Raw genomic sequence first — 18,127 nt, 5'->3', positions numbered from 1 at the left:
AGGACATGGATTCGATGATGGCGCCCTTAGAACTGGAGCGACCCACCATCCTGGTGGTGGACGATACCCCAGCCAACCTGAGCCTGCTCGGTCAGATCCTCAAGGACGACTACCGGGTGAAACTGGCCAATCACGGTCAGCGTGCGCTCGATCTGGCCACCGCCGCGCCGCCCGACCTGCTGCTGTGCGATGTCATGATGCCCGGCATGAACGGTTTCGAGGTTTGCCGGCGGCTCAAGGCCAACCCTGAAACCGCGCGCATCCCGGTGATCTTCGTCACCGCCGCCATGGACGTGGAGGACGAGCGGCTCGGCTTCGAGGTCGGCGCGGTGGATTACATCCACAAGCCCGTGACGCCGCCCATCGTGCTAGCGCGGATCAAGACCCATCTCCAGATCAAGCGCTGGCAGGATTTCATGGAAGACCAGAGCGCCTGGCTCCAGCAGGAAGTGGCGCGTCAGGTCAACCAGGTACTGCAACTCCAGTCCTCCGCCATCCATGTTATGGTGTCCATGGCCGAATTCCGCGACGAGGAGACCGGCAACCATATCCGCCGCACCCAGGAATACGTTCGCATGCTCGGCGACTGGATGATGCGCCAGGGGTTGTATCCCGAGGAGTTGACCCCCGCGACGGTGGACCAGATGGCCCAGGCGGCACCGCTGCACGACATCGGCAAGATCGCCATCCCCGATCATATCCTGCTCAAACCCGCGCAACTGAACAGCGATGAATTCGAGATCATGAAGACGCACTCGCTGCGCGGCTTCGAGATCCTGGAGCAGGCGCGTCAGTCCATGGGACACGACCACCCGCAGTTGTTCTACGCCTCCCAGATCACCCGTCACCATCACGAACGCTGGGACGGCAGCGGCTATCCGGACGGACTCAGCGGCGCGGCGATCCCGCTGGCCGCGCGCCTCATGGCGGTCGCCGATGTGTATGACGCGCTGCGTTCGTCCCGTCCCTACAAACGCCCCTTCACGCATGCCGCGACCCTGAACCTCATCGAAGAGGGGCGGGGCCGCCATTTCGACCCGGATGTGGTGGATGCCTTCATGGCCCTGGAGAGCGAGTTTGCGGAAATTGCAGAGACGTTGGCGGATCGATGACCCCAATCATGAACATGACATGAACATGACCGACCTTGCCATCACAACGCGGACCGGGGCCGGAGTCGTCGGCGCAACCGGCGGATGCATGCCAACCATCCCGTGCATGCACAGGAACCGCAACGCGCGCCACTGGCTCGTCAGCCTCGCTACGCTGGTTCTGCTCGCCCCGCTCGTGGCCCATGCCGAGGTGCGGATTTCCGGCTTTGGCACCCTGGGAGCCGCCATCTCCGACCAGGATTTCGTCTACCAGCGTTTCATCGACGACGGAGGCACGCTGAATCGCGATTCGCTGATCGGTCTCCAGTTGGACATCCAACTCGCCGACGCCTGGGGCCTAACGCTCCAGGCCAAGGCCGCTCCATCGACGCATGACGAAAACGCCTGGGAACCGACCCTAAGCTGGGCCTTTCTCTCCTGGCGGCCGGACAACGATCTGTTGCTGCGCGCCGGTCGTCTGCGCCTACCGCTGATGCTGTATTCGGCCAACAGCGACGTGGGTGTCACCTTCGAGTTCGCCCGGTTGCCGACCGAGGTCTATTCGCTCCTGCCGACCACGGATCTTAACGGACTGTCATTTGCCCGAACCTGGCTCGACGACTCGCACGAGTGGACACTGGAAGGATATCTGGGCAAGACGCACACCGAGTGGCGCTATTATCTGCGCGACAACATGGAACCCCTTTTTCCGGCCGGAGTCTCCTTCCTCGGCTACGATTTCCTCATGGGCGGCCTGACGCTGTCGCGACGCGAGCGGGAAAATCTCTGGCGGATCGGTCTGCACCGCACCGATGCCGAGGCCGATCAAGGCCCGGTCCCGCGCAAATTCCCCTTCGTCACCCTGGTTCCCGGAACCGACATCGGTTACTACCAAGTCGCAAACGAAATGCCCGGACCGGGCGTGTCGTTCGTCGACAAGTACATCATCTATTTGCTAACACTGGGCGTTGAGATGACGCTGCCCCAGGATATCCGACTCGTTGGCGAATACGGACAGCGTCGCGTCGACAACGCCAGCATTGCCGGCCCCAACACGCACGCGGCGTATCTGTCGCTACTCAAGCGCATCGGGCGCTGGACCCCCTATGTCTACTGGGCCGGTATCCGTTCGCGCCCGCCGGCACTGGATTTCGGAGATGCGCTCAACCGCAACCGAGTGCCGGACGTTATCCCCGGCGCAGCAGCCATCAATGCCACGCAACGCGCGGGAGCGGACATGCTCGGTCCCTTCGACCAGCAATCCTGGGCCATCGGCGCCTCCTACAGCCTGTCGCCCACCAGCAAACTCAAGGCCGAATGGCTACACACCCGCACCGGAGTTCTGTCCAGCTTTGTGGGTAGTGCCCTTCTCTATATGATTTCACGAATGAGCTTTAACTGAGAGAGTGCTATTATAATGATGGACAAAATGCCAAATAGCTCCAATATGGTTCTCAAGCTTTTTTGAGAAAGAAAGTGCTTTTCGTACGAGCCTGGAAATACGTTGCCTGAGTGTGCAGTTGTATCGTTCGATATGATTTGTCTTTCCCGATTCCTTACCGACAGCGTAATGACGGAATTCTGGAAAAACGGATTGATAAGCTTCCCAAAAATCGGTGTAGAAATCGGCCAATTCTTGATAATCGCGTGGCAATGAATTCCATAATCCTTGCGCACCCTTAATGCCACGAGATCCGATATAAAGTCCGACAACATATCCAGAGTCACGATCTTTCGCGATCCAAACCCATTGTTTTTCATCTTTTTTCAAAACAAATGACCACAGTTCGTCGCACTCGACAACCAGTCGAAAATCAGACAACTTTGGCACGTTTAATTGGCGCGGAACGCCCTCGTATTTTTGATTGACATAGATTTGCAACCAGGATTCAGAGACATTTGCAACACGCGCGATACCAGCAAGCGCAATCCGTTCAAGAAGCAGTCGATCGATCAGCGATTTGGTCTCTTCAGAAATCGCTGAAACTAAGGGGTCAATCACGAATTGACGGCCACATTCCCGACAAAGATGGTTTTGCTTTCCGGTTGCATTAAATCCATTCTTCACGATCTTGGTGGTGTTGCAAGTTGGGCAGTGATTCATGTTTGAATAAATCCAGTCAGATTTTAGATCCTATAGATTGGGGCACTACCGCTTTGTGAACGCCCCCGCCAGCGAAGACAGCGGTAGACGCCAGATCAATGTCTTCTCCCTTTCCTACAGCGTGACGTTCTGAGTGGAATGACATGCGAATCCCACTGGCCTTCCTGCTCTGCTCTGCTCTCCCCGTCCTGGCGGACACCGCCATCATCGGCCACCCCGGCCTGCCACCGCTCGATTCGACCACCCTGCAACGCATCTATACCGGCAAGGTCGTCGAGGTGGACGGCGTGCGGGTCACGCCGGTCAATCTGTCGCCTGGCAGCGAGTTGCGCGCGCGTTTCCTGCGCGACTATCTGGGACAGGACGAGGACAAATATACCGGCTACTGGACCGTGCGGCGCTACGTGGGCAAGGGCACCCCGCCACGTGAATTGAGCAGTTCCGAGGAGGTGAGCCGCTTCATCGCCAAGACCGCCGGGGCGATCGGCTATGTCGACGAGACCGAACTGACGCCCGATGTCCGGATTCTCCTGCGGAAAGCGCCATGATCCCTGTTCTTCAACGCTGGCGCGCCTGCCTGGTCGCGCTGGTCTTCGCCCTGCCGTGCACGCTGCGCGCCGAGGTCCAGTTGTCCGGCTTCGCCACCCTCGGTGCCGCGATCTCCGATCAGGATTTCGTCTATCAGCGTTACATCGACGACCACGGCACCCTGAATCGCGATTCGCTGTTCGGTCTCCAGTTGGACGCCCAACTCGCCGACGCCTGGAGCCTGACGCTCCAGGCCAAGGCCGCGCCCTCGACCCACAGCGATACCGGTTGGGAGCCGACCCTGAGTTGGGCCTTTCTCTCCTGGCGTCCGGATAACGACCTGCTGCTGCGCGCCGGCAAGCTGCGCCTGCCGCTGATGCTCTATTCGGCCAACAGCGACGTGGGCACCACGTTCGAGTTCGCCCGCCTGCCAACCGAGCTTTATTCACTCATCCCGACGACCGATGTCAAGGGTCTGTCGGTCGCCCGAACCTGGCTCGACGGCGAGCGCGAATGGACCCTGGAAGGCTATGCGGGACGTGCGCACAGCGACTGGCGCTACTTTCTGCGCGAGGACATACCACCGGACTTACCCGACGGGCCGCTTTACATCGGCGTGGACATGGATCTGGCCGGACTCGTGCTGTCGCTGCGCGATGGCGAGAACATCTGGCGTGCCGGTCTGCACCGCAGCGATCTCGAATCGGATTACGGACCGCTTCCGGCCACCTATCCCTTCGTGCCCATCGCGCCCGGTATCGGTTATTACAAGCTCGACAGCGCGATGCCCGGACCTCCCGTCCCGACCGTGGACAGGCTGATCATCTATGTGTTGACGCTGGGCGCCGAGATCGCCTTGCCCCACGATGTCCGGCTCGTCGGCGAATATGGCCGACGCCGGATCACCAACGCCACCATGGGGCCGGATACTAGTGCCGGCTACCTGGCCCTGCTCAAGCGCGTCGGGCGCTGGACGCCCTACGTCTATTGGGCGGGCATGCGTACCCAGGCGGATGCGCTGGGTCTCTACACAGCCGTGAACGACAACCGCGTACCGGACTTCATCCCAGGGGCGGCGGCAATCAATGCCTCACAGCGCACGGGGGCCGATCTCCATGGCGCCTTCGACCAGTATTCGGTCGCCATCGGCACTTCCTACAGCCTCTCGCCCACCAGTAAACTCAAGGCCGAATGGCTGCATACGCAAACCGGCGCCGTCTCCAGTTTCCTCGACCCGCCCGCGGACGAAGACAGCGGCGGGCGGCAGGTCAACGTCTTTTCGCTCTCCTACAATGTCACCTTCTGAGATCGTTCAACCCCTATGCGCTTCGATGTCACGCACGACGAGATCAAACGGGCCAACGTGCCCCATGAACTCTTTCTGACCAATCTGATCGGCAACCACATTCTGCTGACCGTGGGTCTTGGCGGCCTCGCCGGGAGCTATCCCTGGATCATGGCGCTGATCCCGGCGATCTCGTTTGGCATCCTCGGCTTCACGCTCTGGCGCGCGCGCCGTGCCCTCCAGCACGATTCCTGGTATGTGATGTGTCACTGGCAGATCTGCGCGCGCCGCAGCCGTCTCTTCATGCTCATGCTCGGCCTCCTGCTGCTGGCGGTCGCCCTGGGCTGGGCCGGTTATACCTATGGCGGGATGATGAAGGAAGCGGTCTGGGCGCTGGTCGCGGGCATCGGCATCCTACCGGTCATGGCGACGATCCTGGTGCTGGTCATGATCGAATCCGACGCGCTCTATCACGCCAATCAGGCCAAATTGCCCCATTGGGTGGTCGAGCGTTTTCCGAATCCGAAGGCATAAGGCGATTTCCGTGAAAGATCCTACCCGTAGGAGCCCGCTTGCGGGCGACGTGACACGCCAAGATACCCTCCGTGCGCCCACCTGTCGCCCGCAAGCGGGCTCCTACGGGGATCAAAGCGTGACGACGTCCTCGTAGATCGTGTCCAGGGACAGTTCGACATCGAGACAGTCGAGCGGGATCGAACCCTCTGTGACGATCTCCCGCCGCCATCCCCGCTCGCGTCGATAGACCTCGACCGCGCGCGCTCTGATCGATCAGCAGATACTCCCGCAGACTGGGGAGAGTTTGATAGGCCAGGAATTTTTCGCGCCGGTCGATGCGCGCGGTGGACTCCGACAGCACCTCGACCAGCAGACAGGGCCGGGTGCAGTAGTAGGTCTCGCGATCGTCCGGGTCGCAGCTTAGGAGCAGATCGGGATAGTAGAAGATCTCCTGACGACAACAGCATAGCCTATCGGGTTACGACCCCTTGCCAAGCTCCTGAGCCAGGAGCGCATCGAGCACCTCGAAGAGATGCGCATGCCCTCCGGCCTGCGTGAGACTGACGCGATATTTGCCGTTGACGATCAGCGTGGGGACATTCTCGACGCCATAGCTCCTCACCATCGTCTCGTCCTGACTGACCTGACTTTGAACTTCGGGTGAGTTGTAGGCCGCCCTGAATTTCGTCGCATCCATACCGAGTTCCGCCGCGAAGGCGACCAGTTCGTCCTCGGTCTGGATCAGCCGCTTCTGCGCGTGGATGGCATCGAAGAGCGCGGGGTGGAAGACGTCGAGCTTGCCCAGCGAACGGGCCGCGTAATGGGCGCGGGCTTGCGGAACCCAGCGCCAGCCGGTCGCGGGCATGCGACGGAATGCGGCACCCTCGGGCAGGGTTTTCAACCATTCAACCAGGGCCGGTTCGAGATTGCGGCAGTGGGGACAGCCGTACATGAAGACCTCCAGCACCTCCACCTTGTCGCCGGTTTGCGTCGGCTGTGCCTGCGCGAGACGAGCATAGTCGAAGCCCTCGTCGAAGGCGTTCGCTTGCGCGGTCAGCAGGAGGCCGAACAGAATCCGAATGATTGATTGGCCGAACATCGCAACGCTCCCAAGTAACAGTGTGGTGAGTAAAGGCGATTTTAGGCTTGGGGATGGATGTTCCCGGACATCGCCTGAAAAAGCGGTTGGGAATCCTCAACTCCAGGCATAGTCCAGCACCAGGCCGATGAAGATCGCCATGCCAACATAATTGTTGTTCAGAAACGCCCGGAAACAGGCCGCGGGCTCGCGCTCGCGGATCAAGACCTGCTGATAGACCGCCAGCGCGGCGGCGGCAACGAGCCCTCCGATAAAAAACATCCCCCGGCCAACCGTCGAACCGATCCAGAGCAGCAAACCGATCAACAGGATCTGCAACAGACCGATCGCCAGCCGGTCCCAGCGACCGAAGAGGATGGCCGTCGACTTGATGCCAATTTTCAGATCGTCCTCGCGATCGACCATCGCGTACTGCGTATCGTAGATCAATGCCCAGATCAGGGTCGCGACGAACAACACCCAGGCGTAACCGGGAACCTGACCCGTGACCGCCGTGAAGGCCATGGGAATCGCCCAGCCGAAGGCCGCGCCAAGAAACAACTGCGGAATATGCGTGACGCGTTTCATGAAGGGATAGATGAAGGTCAGCAGCAGGGCCACCACCGACAGCGCCACGGTCTGCCAGTTCAACTGGAGCACCAGACCGAAGGCCAGCAGACTCAGGAGCAGGAACACTGCCACCGCCTCCGCCGGCGTCACCTCCCCTGTCGCCAGGGGTCGCTGCCGGGTGCGCGCCACCTGCCCATCGACCTTGCGGTCGGCGAAGTCATTGATCGCGCAACCCGCCGAGCGCATCAGCACCACCCCCAGGACGAAGATCAGCACCACGAACCAGGGCGGACGACCCTCGCCCGCCAACCAGAGTGCCCAAAGCGCGGGCCACATCAGCAGAAAGATGCCGATGGGGCGATGCAAACGTACCAGCACGAGATAGCGGTAGAGACGTTCGCGCCAAGCAAGCGGGCGGGTCTGACCGATTTTGACTTCGGGAAAGCTCATATCATGGGTCTTACATAACGATAGCGAATGAACGATCCAAACTGCGTCAGCTCCGACGCTTTTGGATCAGGCCAATTCCATCTTGATTGGCATTTGGACGTCTTTCGCCATGCTGGCATCGCTCCTGGCGGTTCGTTCATGATCGAAGTCTACCTTAAAGATATTCAACAGATACCGATTTGGCATACTGCCCGCGGAGTGCGGCGGGAAGGCTCGCGTCCAAAACGATCTCAAGGAAGGATGCGTTCATGCGGCATCGCGTGCACTCAGAAATTTTTCAGGACGCCACAATGCCTGCCAACTGACCACTGAATCAAACCTGCCCATACGCCTCGCGATTCCCCATCCAGCGCGCGACCAGCGGTTCGACCGCATCCGGATAACGCGCCAGGATGAGATCCGCCGCCCGCTGCGCCGGCGTAACCAATGCCTGGTCGCGCACCGGATCGGCGACCCGGAACTGGACCGTCCCGGTCTGGCGGGTACCCAAGACCTCGCCCGCGCCGCGTAGCGCCAGATCCCGCTCGGCGATCTCGAAACCGCTCGCGGTGGCGCGGATGATGCCGAGACGCTCGCGCGCCACCGCTGACAGCGGCGCATGGTAGAGCAGCAGACAGTGACTCTCGACCGCCCCGCGTCCGACTCGCCCGCGCAACTGGTGGAGTTGCGACAACCCCAGTCGCTCCGGGTTTTCGATGATCATCAGGCTTGCGTTCGCGACATCCACGCCGACCTCGATCACGGTGGTCGCGACCAGCAAATCCAGCTCGCCGCCGGCAAATCCAACCATCACCGCATCGCGGTCCGCCGACTTGAGACGACCGTGCACCAGTCCGATCCGCACCCCCGGCAGACGCTCGCCCAACTGGCGCGCCGTCTCCTCGGCCGCCTGACATTCCAGCGCCTCGGATTCGTCGATCAGGGTGCAGACCCAATAGGTCTGACGCCCCTGGCCGCAGGCCATCCGCACCCGCTCGATGACGTCGTCGCGACGGCTGTCCGGAACCGCGACCGTGACGATGGGCGTGCGACCCGGCGGCAGGGTGTCGATGACCGAAAGGTCCAGATCGGCATAGAGCGTCATCGCCAGCGAACGCGGAATCGGGGTCGCGGTCATGATGAGCTGATGCGGCGCGCCGCCATTCCGGCCACCCTTCTCCCGCAGTTTCATGCGCTGGTGGACACCGAAGCGATGCTGTTCGTCGATGATCACCAGACCCAGATCCCGAAAGGTGACCTCATCCTGAAAGAGCGCGTGCGTGCCGACCACCAACCGCGCCCGCCCGGAGGCGATGGACTCCAGCAATTCCGCCCGCTCGCGCCCCTTGTGCCGACCGGCGAGCCAGAGCGATTCGACGCCCAGCGGCGTCAGCCAGGCGGTCAGGCTGCGGTGATGTTGTTCGGAAAGCAGTTCGGTCGGCGCCATCAGCGCGGCCTGACAACCCGCTTCGATCGATTGCAGGGCCGCGAGCGCCGCCACCACGGTCTTACCCGCGCCCACGTCGCCCTGAAGCAACCGCTGCATCGGCCGATCCTGGAGCAGATCCGCCGCGATCTCGGTCGCCACCCGCTCCTGCGCCTCGGTGAGTTGGAAGGGCAGGGCCGCGCGCAACCGCTGGCGCAGTCCGCCATCGCCGGCGAGCACCGGCGCGGCAATCGTGCCCTGCGACGCGCGCATCCGCCGCAGACTGACCTGATGCGCCACCAGTTCCTCAAAGGCCAGACGCAGGAACGCCGGGTGCCGCCGCTCCAGGATGTCGACCAGACTGGTTCCCAGCGGGGGATGATGCAAATAGCGCAGCGCCTCGACCAGACCGGGCAGCGCCAGAGGATCCAGCGTCTCCTCGGGCAGATATTCGGCTGGCGGCAGGTGTGCAAGCCAGCCCAGCGCCTGTTCGATCAATCCGCGCCAGGCCGACTGCTGCAGCCCCTCGGTGGAGGGATAGATGGGGGTCAGGCGCGATTCGGTCTCCGTCGCGATCTCGTTCTGGAAGCGACACTCGGGATGCACCATCTCCAGCGAGTCATGTCCCTGTCGCACCTCGCCATAACAACGCACCCGGGCGCCCGGCTTGAACGCCGCCACCTGTTGCGGCGAGAAATGGAAGAAGCGCAGCAGGACGCCAGCGGAGGCGCCGTCGGCGAGCCAGACCTTGAGCGAGCGCCGACGCCCGAAGGCGATGTTCGCCTCGCTGACCTCGCCCTCGATCAAGGCGTCTTCCCCGACGATCAATTCGCCGATGGGCAGCAGCCGGGTGCGATCCTGATAGCGCACCGGCAGATGAAACAGCAGATCCTGCACCGTGCGGATGCCAAGCCGGGCGAGCCGCTCGGCGATGCGCGGACCGACCCGTTTCAGATGCGTGACCGGAATCCGCTCCAGCGACTGGAACCCGGACGAACGACCTGGGGCGATAAGTGTCACGTGGATCGTGCCTGGTCTACACTGCGTTCGGACTGAAGTCTCTGGTGTCGAGCGAACCCCGCCCGACAGCGTTCCGAGGACGTTCCCGATGATGATTCAACACAGCTTCTCCATCCGCACCGAGGGACGCGGCACCTACGACATCACGCGCGAGGTTCAGCGGCAGGCGCGCGCCTCCGGCCTCCAGTTCGGTCTCTGTCATCTCTTCGTGCATCACACCAGTGCCTCGCTCGTGCTGTGCGAGAATGCCGATCCCAGCGTCCGCCGGGATCTCGAAGCCTTCCTGGCGCGGCTGGTTCCGGACGGCGACCGGCTGTTCGATCATACGGACGAAGGACCGGACGACATGCCGGCCCATCTGCGCGCGATTCTGACCAACATGGACCTGACCGTTCCGATCCGCGACGGCGCCTGCGACCTCGGCACCTGGCAAGGGATCTATCTGTACGAACACCGTACCCGCGGCCATCAGCGCCGCCTCACGCTCACCCTCAGCGGCGAGTAACCCAGCGCGCCTTGTCCCTTGCCCCTTAACTTCAGTTCGCCGACAACCGCACCCCGCCCGCCCCGACCTTGCGCTCCCGGATCGCCTGGGCCAACTGATGCACGGCCATGGCGTAATAGGTGCTGTGGTTGTAACGGGTGATGACATAAAAATTCGGCAGCCCCAGCCAGTATTCGTAACCGCCCTTGGCATCCAGTTGGAGCAGACTGACCTGACCGGCACCGCCCAGCGATCCGGCAGGAACAATGCCGCGTCCGGCCAGATCCTTGACGCCATAGCGGGTATCGAAACCCGTCTTCATCAGACCGGCATTGGCCCCGGATACGACCCGCGCCCGCGCCGCGACCGGTTCGCCCGCGCGCCAGCCGTGTCCCTTAAAATAATTGGCCACGCTGCCGACGGCATCCTCGGGATGCCAGAGATCGCGATGGCCGTCGCCGGTGAAATCCACCGCGTAACGATGGAAACTCGATGGCATGAACTGACCCAATCCCATCGCCCCGGCAAAGGAGCCGCGCGGCTGGAAGGGACTGATCCCCTCGTCGCGGGTCATGATCAAAAAGGACTCCAACTCGCCGGCAAAATAATCGGCGCGACGGGGATAGGCGAAGGCGAGCGTCGCCAGCGCGTCGATGATGCGGGTCTTACCGACAAAGCCGCCGAAACGGGTTTCGATCCCAATGATGGCGACCACGTATTCGGGCGGTACGCCATAGCGGGACTCGGCCCGGGCAAGCGCCGATTCATGACGCCGCCAGAACGCGGCACCGTTGGCGATCGAATCCTCGGTCAGAAACTTCGCTCGGTAGCGGCTCCAGGCCCCATTCGGCCCCGTGCTTTTGCTCGGCGCCTGGCGATTCATCAGATCGATGATCGACTGCTGACGTTGCGCGCCGGAGATGATCCTGGCCGTCTCGGCCGGACTGAAGCCATGCTGCTCCATCCGTCGGATAAAGCGATCCACGCCGGAGACGCTCGCGAAATCGCCGCTCACGGCCGCGGCGCGTTGCAGCGTCGGCGAACCGTAACCGGTGGGAGCGGGATCCCTTGGCGCTTTGGAGCCACAGCCCGCGAGCAGGATCAAGGCGAGGACGGCGAATGCGAGAAACGGGAAGCGCATGACATATTTTCGGAAAAATTGGTGGGTTGGACAACCATAGTAAAGCAGATTTTGAGGATCGCAAATCAACCCGATCTTTTATCAGCAATTCTCAGTATGGCTTGACATTCGCCGCCTCCCGAAGCCGTTCGTGGTGCCCCCGAAGCCGTTCGTGGTGTCCCTGAAGCCGTTCGTGGTGAGGCCCTCGAACCACGAAAGGCTTCAGGGACACCGCGGCTCATTTCGGTATCCTTCAATCGCCCAGCACCATCACGGCGTCCATCTCGACCTCCGCGCCCTTGGGCAAGGCCGCGACCCCGATCGCCGCGCGGGCGGGATAAGGTTCCTCGAAATACTCGGCCATCACCTGATTGACCAACGGGAAATGGCCCAGGTCGGTCAGAAAGACATTGAGCTTCACGACATCCGCCAGACGCCCGTTCGCGGCATGGGCCACCGCGCGCAGATTGTCGAAGACCCGTCGAATCTGCGTCTCCATGTCGCCCTCGACCAGTTCCATGGTCTCCGGCACCAAGGGAATCTGGCCGGACAGATAGACCGTCTCCCCGACCCGCACCGCCTGAGAATAGGTTCCGATGGCCCGTGGCGCCTGATCGGTATGGATGATGTGTCGGGTCATGGCTTGGCTCCTGGGGGGGGGGTGGCAGTGGTCGGTGGTCGGTGGTCGGTGGTCGGTGGTCGGTGGTCGGTGGTCGGTGGTCGGTGGTCGGTGAATTTGGTAAAACCAGGAACATCGACGCAAGCGGCAATCAGCCAAACAGTCGGCGCCACCAGCGCTGACGGTTTTTCGGCAATGTCCGGCTCGCCGGCAGATCGCACGGCGGCAGCAAACTCATCACCCAGCCGGGCAGGGGCGGGGCGTTGCTGTAACCGCAGGACACGCCCAGATCGTGCGGATCGTAGATCTTCACGAAGCTGGGGCAGTGGAGATCGTCGGCATAGACGATGCCGCAGTGCGCCTCCCGATGCTCGGCGCGCAGTAGCCTTTCCATCCCGGCGAGAAAGGTTATGACCTGTTCGCCATTCGCTGTTTGCGTCGGCGGCGGTTCGCCCACGGCATAGAGATACCAGCCAGCGTCGGCCCGCTCCCGCAACCGTTCCCACAGCGCGTCGAGCTGGTGCCAGCGCAGCGCCGAGGTGAAGCTTCCGCGGAAGGCGGCAAGGAAGGGATCGGACGCATCCGCGGTCATCGCAGCAGGCTCCTGGCAATCCCGAGCCACCCTGTTGCGCACTCTGTTTTGCATCGACTTAACCTCATCCGAATCCATGCGCGCCAGCGTCGACGCAGCTTGATTTGACATTTAAACCGCGTCGACTTCGACGCCACAGATGAGTGCCAACCGAATTGACCGCTCGAAACGACGCAGACCGTCATGGACGCGGTTTAAGCCGATATAATCTCAGCCTTGTCGATCCGGAATCAACCATCATGCCCGCACTCTACCAATCCAATCTGTCCAGTCTGCCGCTGATCGCGCGCGGGAAAGTCCGCGATCTCTATCAGGTCGGCGTCGATCATCTGCTGGTCGTCGCCAGCGACCGTCTGTCCGCCTTCGACGTGGTACTGCCGCAGCCGATCCCCGGCAAGGGCGAAGTCCTCACTCGCGTCTCGAATTTCTGGTTCGCGCGCACCGCCCATCTGATCCCGAACCACCTCGCGCACGTCCCGGTCGCGGCCGTCGTCACCGATCCCGCCGAACTCGCCCAACTCGGCGAGCGCGCCATGGTGGTTCGCCGTCTCACGCCCCTGCCGGTGGAGGCCATCGTGCGCGGCTATCTGATCGGCTCCGGCTGGAAGGACTACCAGCGCACCGGCACGGTCTGCGGCATCGCGCTCCCGCGCGGGCTGCGTCTGGCGGATCGGCTCCCCGAGGCCATCTACACCCCCTCGACCAAGGCCGAATTGGGCGCCCATGACGAGAACGTGGATTTCGACCATACCGTCAAGCTGCTGGGACTCGAACTGGCCGAGCAGGTGCGTGCCGTCAGTCTGGCCATCTACACCGACTGCGCCGCCTATGCGCGCGCGCGCGGTATCATCATCGCCGACACCAAATTCGAGTTCGGTCTCGACGAACAGGGTCGGTTACAGTTGATCGACGAACTGCTGACGCCCGATTCGTCGCGCTTCTGGCCGGCGGATCAATACAGTCCGGGAACCAGCCCGCCCAGTTTCGACAAACAATTCGTACGCGATCATCTGGAGACGCTGGATTGGGACAAAAGCCCGCCCGGACCGGAACTGCCCCAGGCCATCATCGACCGCACCGCGGCCAAATATCGGGAGGCCGAACAACGGTTGACTCAGGAGCGCGGAGTCATGCAACCTTGAGCAACTCGCGGGCAGCCACCAATCAGTTTCCGAGGACGGAGCACACAACATGCGCTTGGATCAGGTCAAGGCTGGAATGCTGCTTGCCAAGGATATTCATGACCCCAACGGCGCGATCTTGATCCGCGCTGGCGTCGCCCTCACGGAACGTCACCTCAAGGCGCTCAAATCCTGGGGAATCCAGCACATCCCCATTCAGTTCCTCGAACCTGGTCCACCTTCGCTCGCGACACTGGACCCATCCTTCATCGCGGAAGCGCGCGCGCAGCTCGATCTGCAATTCAGCTTGAGCAATCCCGACCATCCGGCGATCCACGCGCTTTACGAGATCTGTCTGGAACGCACACTCTGTCATCGATAATGGGAATGCCGGCGCATACGACAGGTATCCTCGAACGCCTCGGCGAGTTGCCGAGCCTGCCGGCCGTCTATCGGCGGGTTCGTGACGCCCTGGACGATCCCGACGGATCCCTGGAGTCTGTGGCCCGCCTCATCGAGGCCGATCCGTCGATGACGGCGCGGGTTCTGCGCATCGCCAATAGCTCACTTTATGCCCTGCCCGGAAAGGTGGACACGGTCCTGCGTGCCTTGACCATTATCGGCGCCACCGAAACGCGTCAGTTGGTTCTCGCGACCGCTGTCATCTCGGTCTTTCGCGATCTCCCGCTCGGTGCCGTGTCGATGCGGTCCTTTTGGGAACACAGTATCGCCTGCGGAATCGCCGCCCGCGCGATGGCCCGCAACCAGCGCCTGGATGACCCCGAACGCTACTATCTGGCCGGATTGCTCCACGATATCGGCCGCCTTCCCCTGTTCATCCTCGAACCGCACGCCATGAGTCGCGCTCTGCAGGCGCATCGGGAACGTCAGGGCCATCTGTGGGAATTCGAACGGCAATTATTCGGTCTGACACATGCCGAACTCGGCGCTGAATTACTGAAACGCTGGGAGATCCCAATCATCTACCGGAATGCCGCCGCGCTGCACCACGGCCTAGCTACCGAAGAATCCTGGCCCCTTGAAGCCGCAGTCGTTCATAGCGCGGATCTGATCGTGAACAGCCTCCGTATTGGGACCAGCGGCACGCGCTGGGTGCCGATTATGGACGATGCCGCCTGGCGGCAAACCGGGCTCGGTATCCAGGATCTGCCCGACATCGTTGACGTGACCGCCAGCACCGCCAGGGATGTGACCTCCGCTTTTCTGGAGATTTAAATGGATTCTATCCCAACTCCACCAGCGTTCCCGCTCTCCGAGCCTCAGGGCGACACTCACGACAACTCCGCCAACCTGTATCCGCTGGCTATCGATGTCATCCGCGCGGCCATCTCCCGCTATCCGGCCTGCCGCACCCTGTACGAACTGTTCGGCAAACTACACCAATCCATCGGCTTTCTGCAGCCGTTCGCACAAATGGCGATTCTGCTGCGCCAGCCCGATGCCTGTTTCGAGCTGTTCTATTGCTCGAACGCCGCGGCACGGGAATCGATGACGGCCCTCTCGGACCGGCTGATCGAGACAGGCCACTTCGCGCAAGCCCTGCAACAGCGCGGTTGTCTTGCCGTCGAGTTCGCCGATCACACCGGTTTCATGCATGCGCTTGCGACACCGAATCGGGTCAGCGGCATGGTGCTGCTAGATCGGACGATTCCGGCCAGTCTTCATCAACCGTTTGCGGCGCTCGTCGATCTGGCCGCCGTGAATCTCGACAATCTACACAATGGCGCGGCGACCTTCCTGGCACCCCATTACCGCCTCCAGTACCGGGACACCGACGCCAGGGTCTACGACGATCGCGTCATCCCGGCGGATCAACTGACCGGGCTGGCACAGCGCGCCCAGTTCATTCGCTTCCTGCAACGGGCATTTCTCGAACAGGCGTCGCGGTCGGGCATTGGCATCCTCCTGCTCGACATCGATCGCTTTCATCACATCAACCGCGAATTCGGCTCCGAAACAGGCGACCGCGTTCTGCGGGATGTCGCGTTACGGCTGGATAGCGCGCTTCGATCGCGGCATGTCTGCGCCGTGCTCGGCATTGCCGAACGTGACCTCTGTTTCGCCCGCACCGGCGCCGACGAATTCGGACTGGCACTCTCGCACATGCGCTACCCAGGCCGCCTGGCGGAGATTGCCACCTATCTGCACAGCCATCTTGCGGAAGGCTTCCGTCAGGAAGGATTCCGGCTCTATCCCTCGGTCAGCATCGGCGTCGCCTCTTCGCACTCTCAAGCCGAACCAATCTCGGCACAAGCCATGCTGCGCAGCGCGGATACGGCCCTCAAGCGCGCCAAGACCGTGGGGCGCAATCGGCATGTGGTCTATGAATCGGCCTGGGACACAGCGGGATCTCCCAGCCTGCGCACCGAGTCCCTGCTGCAGGAGGCGTTGCGCGAAGATCGGTTTCAACTGCACTTTCAGCCTTTGTTCCGCCTCGACGACCAGGCGCTGGTTGGCGCCGAGGTGCTATTGCGACTCCAGAAGGAGGATGGAATCCCGGTGTCGCCCGCGGAATTCATCCCGATCGCCGAAAACACCGGCCAAATCGTCGAGATCGGCGAATGGGTGTGGCGTCGGGTCTGCCGCCAAATCCAGGTCTGGGACGCGGCGGGATTTCCGAGGATTCCGCTCTCCATCAATGTCTCCGCCATCGAGTTAAGCAGCGGCGATCTGGCGGCTAAGCTCGCCCTCATCCTCCGGCAAGAGGGCATCCGGCCGGAACGTCTGCACATCGAAATCACGGAAACCGCCGTCGCATGCAATGAAGAGCAGGCGCTCGCCAGCCTGCGAGCGCTCCGCTCGGCCGGTTTCGAGATCTGGATCGACGATTTCGGCATTGGCTATTCATCGCTGCGATCGGTCAAAAATTATCCGATCTCCGGCCTGAAGCTCGACCGGGAATTCGTCAAGGATCTGGCACTGGATCCCGCAGCCGAGGTGATCGCCGGCACCATCTTGACAATGGCACGGCAATTAAACCATTCAGTCATTGCGGAAGGCATTGAAAACGAAGCGCAGTTTCAACTTTTGAAACAGCATGGCTGCACCTCCGGACAGGGCTATCATCTGGGCCACCCGGTGTTGGCCGAGACGTTTCAGGCGCGTTACTTTGTGCCGGAGGACGGCCGCTCGCGCCCTTGAATCTGAATCCGGCACATGGTGACGTTGGAGCCGTTCGTGGTGAGCGACGTTGAAGCCGTTCGTGGTGAGTGACGTTAAAGCCGTTCGTGGTGAGTGACGTTAAAGCCGTTCGTGGTGAGCTTGTCGAACCATGAACGGCTTCAGCGTCAGCCACCGCCTAAGGCCGCAGCGATCCCAGACTGCCGATCGATAACGGCCCTGGTTCCAGGATCTCCTCCATTTCCGCAATCCCGATCAGCGCCTTGGGGTCGAGTACGGTCACCTGAGTTCCCTGCATCCGGATCGCACCCTGCGCGCCGAGCGCTTTGACGACCCGCGAAAAGGTCTCCGGCTGCACCGACAGACGCGAGGCGAGCACGCCCTTACGGACATCGAGTTCCAGGGTTTGCTGGCCAGGAGGCATCTTCGCGACCAGATAGCGGGCGACGCGGCTGGTCGCCGTATGCAGGGTGAGATCGTCGATCTCGCCGATCAGTCCGCGCAGCCGCTGGCTCAAGACCCCAAGCAACTGAAAACAGGTCTCCACGGACTCGCGCAGCATGCTGGCGAAGTCAAGCGCATCGATCGCGATCAACTCCGACGGACACAGCGCGGAGGCGCAGACCGGATAGCGCGGGGCATTGAGAAACATCAGCGCCTCGGCAAAGGTCTGGCCGGGACTCACGATCTCGATGACCTTCTCGGCACCCTCGGGCGAGAGCCGGAACAACTGCATCTGTCCTTTCAGGAGCAGATAAAAACGATTGGCGGGGTCGCCCTGACTGAACAGCAGTTGATCGGCGTCCAGGGTCACGCGGGCGGCGTGACGGCTAACCCGGTCGAGTTGTTCGGTTTCCAGTCGGGAGAGCAGCGGCCCCCGACGCAGTTCATCGATCACGTTCAATTGCGTCCAGAGCGACCGGCGTTGTATTGAGCGACCTCAGCATTATCGTGACCCACGGTGATTGGAAAGACGCAATTGAACTATTTGTTTTTTATCATT

The 18,127-nt window shown here is 61.9% G+C and carries 18 protein-coding genes and 1 pseudogene; 10 read left to right on the top strand and 9 right to left on the bottom strand.

The window, feature by feature from the left end:
• Positions 1–14: 14 nt before the first annotated feature.
• The gene (locus THIVI_RS20110) at positions 15–1,112 is read left to right on the top strand and encodes a response regulator (RefSeq protein ID WP_014780364.1); all 1,098 of its coding nucleotides are present in this window, start codon (positions 15–17) and stop codon (positions 1,110–1,112) included.
• Between the two features lie 19 nt (positions 1,113–1,131).
• Positions 1,132–2,493 carry a hypothetical protein gene (locus THIVI_RS20105; protein WP_052315076.1) on the top strand — a complete coding sequence of 454 codons (1,362 nt, stop codon included), beginning with the start codon at positions 1,132–1,134 and terminating at the stop codon, positions 2,491–2,493.
• Here the strand turns inward: THIVI_RS20105 and THIVI_RS24100 are convergent.
• Positions 2,473–3,195 carry an IS1 family transposase gene (locus tag THIVI_RS24100; protein ID WP_014776653.1) on the bottom strand — a complete coding sequence of 241 codons (723 nt, stop codon included), beginning with the start codon at positions 3,193–3,195 and terminating at the stop codon, positions 2,473–2,475. The two genes, THIVI_RS20105 and THIVI_RS24100, sit on opposite strands and share 21 nt — an antisense overlap.
• Before the next feature lie 143 nt (positions 3,196–3,338).
• Between THIVI_RS24100 and THIVI_RS20100 the strand changes: the two genes are divergently transcribed.
• The 3 genes from THIVI_RS20100 to THIVI_RS20090 are packed head-to-tail and all read left to right on the top strand — an operon-like array spanning position 3,339 to position 5,542.
• Positions 3,339–3,743, top strand: a complete 405-nt coding sequence (locus THIVI_RS20100) for a hypothetical protein (RefSeq protein ID WP_014780362.1) — start codon at positions 3,339–3,341, stop codon at positions 3,741–3,743.
• Complete coding sequence (locus THIVI_RS20095) at positions 3,740–5,029, top strand: hypothetical protein (protein WP_014780361.1); 1,290 nt, start codon at positions 3,740–3,742, stop codon at positions 5,027–5,029. The genes THIVI_RS20100 and THIVI_RS20095 overlap by 4 nt, the downstream gene beginning before the upstream one ends.
• A 15-nt stretch (positions 5,030–5,044) precedes the next feature.
• Complete coding sequence (locus tag THIVI_RS20090; RefSeq protein WP_014780360.1) at positions 5,045–5,542, top strand: hypothetical protein; 498 nt, start codon at positions 5,045–5,047, stop codon at positions 5,540–5,542.
• Between the two features lie 111 nt (positions 5,543–5,653).
• Here the strand turns inward: THIVI_RS20090 and THIVI_RS26370 are convergent.
• From THIVI_RS26370 to recG, 4 genes and pseudogenes are all read right to left on the bottom strand, one after another.
• Positions 5,654–5,975: pseudogene (locus tag THIVI_RS26370) on the bottom strand (Uma2 family endonuclease); the annotation flags it as partial.
• A gap of 27 nt (positions 5,976–6,002) precedes the next feature.
• Positions 6,003–6,623 carry a thiol:disulfide interchange protein DsbA/DsbL gene (locus THIVI_RS20085; RefSeq protein WP_014780359.1) on the bottom strand — a complete coding sequence of 207 codons (621 nt, stop codon included), beginning with the start codon at positions 6,621–6,623 and terminating at the stop codon, positions 6,003–6,005.
• Positions 6,624–6,719: 96 nt separating this feature from the next.
• Positions 6,720–7,622: a 4-hydroxybenzoate octaprenyltransferase gene (gene ubiA / locus THIVI_RS20080; RefSeq protein WP_014780358.1), complete on the bottom strand. Its 903-nt coding sequence runs from the start codon at positions 7,620–7,622 to the stop codon at positions 6,720–6,722.
• A 313-nt stretch (positions 7,623–7,935) separates the two neighbouring features.
• Positions 7,936–10,047 carry an ATP-dependent DNA helicase RecG gene (recG, locus tag THIVI_RS20075; protein WP_014780357.1) on the bottom strand — a complete coding sequence of 704 codons (2,112 nt, stop codon included), beginning with the start codon at positions 10,045–10,047 and terminating at the stop codon, positions 7,936–7,938.
• An 88-nt stretch (positions 10,048–10,135) separates the two neighbouring features.
• Here recG and THIVI_RS20070 point away from each other — a divergent pair, with 88 nt between their 5' ends.
• Positions 10,136–10,552, top strand: coding sequence for a secondary thiamine-phosphate synthase enzyme YjbQ (locus THIVI_RS20070; protein ID WP_014780356.1), 417 nt, complete (start codon positions 10,136–10,138; stop codon positions 10,550–10,552).
• A 31-nt stretch (positions 10,553–10,583) separates the two neighbouring features.
• Here THIVI_RS20070 and mltB read toward each other — a convergent pair whose 3' ends face one another.
• The 3 genes from mltB to THIVI_RS20055 all read right to left on the bottom strand — a co-directional run bounded on the left by mltB (position 10,584) and on the right by THIVI_RS20055 (position 12,862).
• Entirely contained in the window at positions 10,584–11,672 is a 1,089-nt protein-coding gene (gene mltB / locus THIVI_RS20065; protein WP_014780355.1) for a lytic murein transglycosylase B, read from the bottom strand.
• A 232-nt stretch (positions 11,673–11,904) separates the two neighbouring features.
• Positions 11,905–12,291: a RidA family protein gene (locus THIVI_RS20060; RefSeq protein ID WP_014780354.1), complete on the bottom strand. Its 387-nt coding sequence runs from the start codon at positions 12,289–12,291 to the stop codon at positions 11,905–11,907.
• 130 nt (positions 12,292–12,421) lie between these two features.
• Positions 12,422–12,862 (bottom strand): hypothetical protein, encoded by a 441-nt coding sequence (locus tag THIVI_RS20055; RefSeq protein ID WP_014780353.1) that lies wholly within the window; start codon positions 12,860–12,862, stop codon positions 12,422–12,424.
• Between the two features lie 239 nt (positions 12,863–13,101).
• Here THIVI_RS20055 and THIVI_RS20050 point away from each other — a divergent pair, with 239 nt between their 5' ends.
• From THIVI_RS20050 to THIVI_RS20035, 4 genes are read left to right on the top strand one after another with little or no spacing between them, the layout of a single operon-like run.
• Positions 13,102–14,004 (top strand): phosphoribosylaminoimidazolesuccinocarboxamide synthase, encoded by a 903-nt coding sequence (locus THIVI_RS20050; RefSeq protein WP_014780352.1) that lies wholly within the window; start codon positions 13,102–13,104, stop codon positions 14,002–14,004.
• 49 nt (positions 14,005–14,053) lie between these two features.
• On the top strand, positions 14,054–14,365 hold the full coding sequence (locus tag THIVI_RS20045; RefSeq protein ID WP_014780351.1) for a hypothetical protein: 312 nt from the start codon (positions 14,054–14,056) through the stop codon (positions 14,363–14,365).
• Positions 14,366–14,370: 5 nt separating this feature from the next.
• Positions 14,371–15,219: an HDOD domain-containing protein gene (locus tag THIVI_RS20040; protein ID WP_245537320.1), complete on the top strand. Its 849-nt coding sequence runs from the start codon at positions 14,371–14,373 to the stop codon at positions 15,217–15,219.
• Positions 15,220–17,145: a putative bifunctional diguanylate cyclase/phosphodiesterase gene (locus tag THIVI_RS20035; protein WP_014780349.1), complete on the top strand. Its 1,926-nt coding sequence runs from the start codon at positions 15,220–15,222 to the stop codon at positions 17,143–17,145.
• A gap of 157 nt (positions 17,146–17,302) precedes the next feature.
• On the opposite strand, the gene THIVI_RS20030 is transcribed toward THIVI_RS20035, so the two are convergent.
• Complete coding sequence (locus THIVI_RS20030; RefSeq protein WP_041447793.1) at positions 17,303–18,022, bottom strand: Crp/Fnr family transcriptional regulator; 720 nt, start codon at positions 18,020–18,022, stop codon at positions 17,303–17,305.
• Positions 18,023–18,127: the final 105 nt, after the last annotated feature.

The sequence above is a fragment of the Thiocystis violascens DSM 198 genome (genome assembly GCF_000227745.2).
Classification (GTDB): domain Bacteria; phylum Pseudomonadota; class Gammaproteobacteria; order Chromatiales; family Chromatiaceae; genus Chromatium; species Chromatium violascens.
Note: the sequence above shows the minus strand (reverse complement) of the source record. Positions and strands in the feature narration are given on the sequence as shown.

Coding starts and splice junctions, on each gene's coding strand:
- THIVI_RS20110 (WP_014780364.1), top strand. CDS start 15: ATGATGGCGCCCTTAGAACTGGAGCGACCCACCATCCTGGTGGTGGAC.
- THIVI_RS20090 (WP_014780360.1), top strand. CDS start 5,045: ATGCGCTTCGATGTCACGCACGACGAGATCAAACGGGCCAACGTGCCC.
- ubiA (WP_014780358.1), bottom strand. CDS start 7,622: ATGAGCTTTCCCGAAGTCAAAATCGGTCAGACCCGCCCGCTTGCTTGG.
- THIVI_RS20100 (WP_014780362.1), top strand. CDS start 3,339: ATGCGAATCCCACTGGCCTTCCTGCTCTGCTCTGCTCTCCCCGTCCTG.
- THIVI_RS20085 (WP_014780359.1), bottom strand. CDS start 6,623: ATGTTCGGCCAATCAATCATTCGGATTCTGTTCGGCCTCCTGCTGACC.
- THIVI_RS20045 (WP_014780351.1), top strand. CDS start 14,054: ATGCGCTTGGATCAGGTCAAGGCTGGAATGCTGCTTGCCAAGGATATT.
- THIVI_RS20060 (WP_014780354.1), bottom strand. CDS start 12,291: ATGACCCGACACATCATCCATACCGATCAGGCGCCACGGGCCATCGGA.
- THIVI_RS20035 (WP_014780349.1), top strand. CDS start 15,220: ATGGATTCTATCCCAACTCCACCAGCGTTCCCGCTCTCCGAGCCTCAG.
- mltB (WP_014780355.1), bottom strand. CDS start 11,672: ATGCGCTTCCCGTTTCTCGCATTCGCCGTCCTCGCCTTGATCCTGCTC.
- THIVI_RS20055 (WP_014780353.1), bottom strand. CDS start 12,862: ATGACCGCGGATGCGTCCGATCCCTTCCTTGCCGCCTTCCGCGGAAGC.
- THIVI_RS20050 (WP_014780352.1), top strand. CDS start 13,102: ATGCCCGCACTCTACCAATCCAATCTGTCCAGTCTGCCGCTGATCGCG.
- THIVI_RS20095 (WP_014780361.1), top strand. CDS start 3,740: ATGATCCCTGTTCTTCAACGCTGGCGCGCCTGCCTGGTCGCGCTGGTC.
- THIVI_RS20070 (WP_014780356.1), top strand. CDS start 10,136: ATGATGATTCAACACAGCTTCTCCATCCGCACCGAGGGACGCGGCACC.
- THIVI_RS24100 (WP_014776653.1), bottom strand. CDS start 3,195: ATGAATCACTGCCCAACTTGCAACACCACCAAGATCGTGAAGAATGGA.
- THIVI_RS20105 (WP_052315076.1), top strand. CDS start 1,132: ATGAACATGACCGACCTTGCCATCACAACGCGGACCGGGGCCGGAGTC.
- THIVI_RS20040 (WP_245537320.1), top strand. CDS start 14,371: ATGCCGGCGCATACGACAGGTATCCTCGAACGCCTCGGCGAGTTGCCG.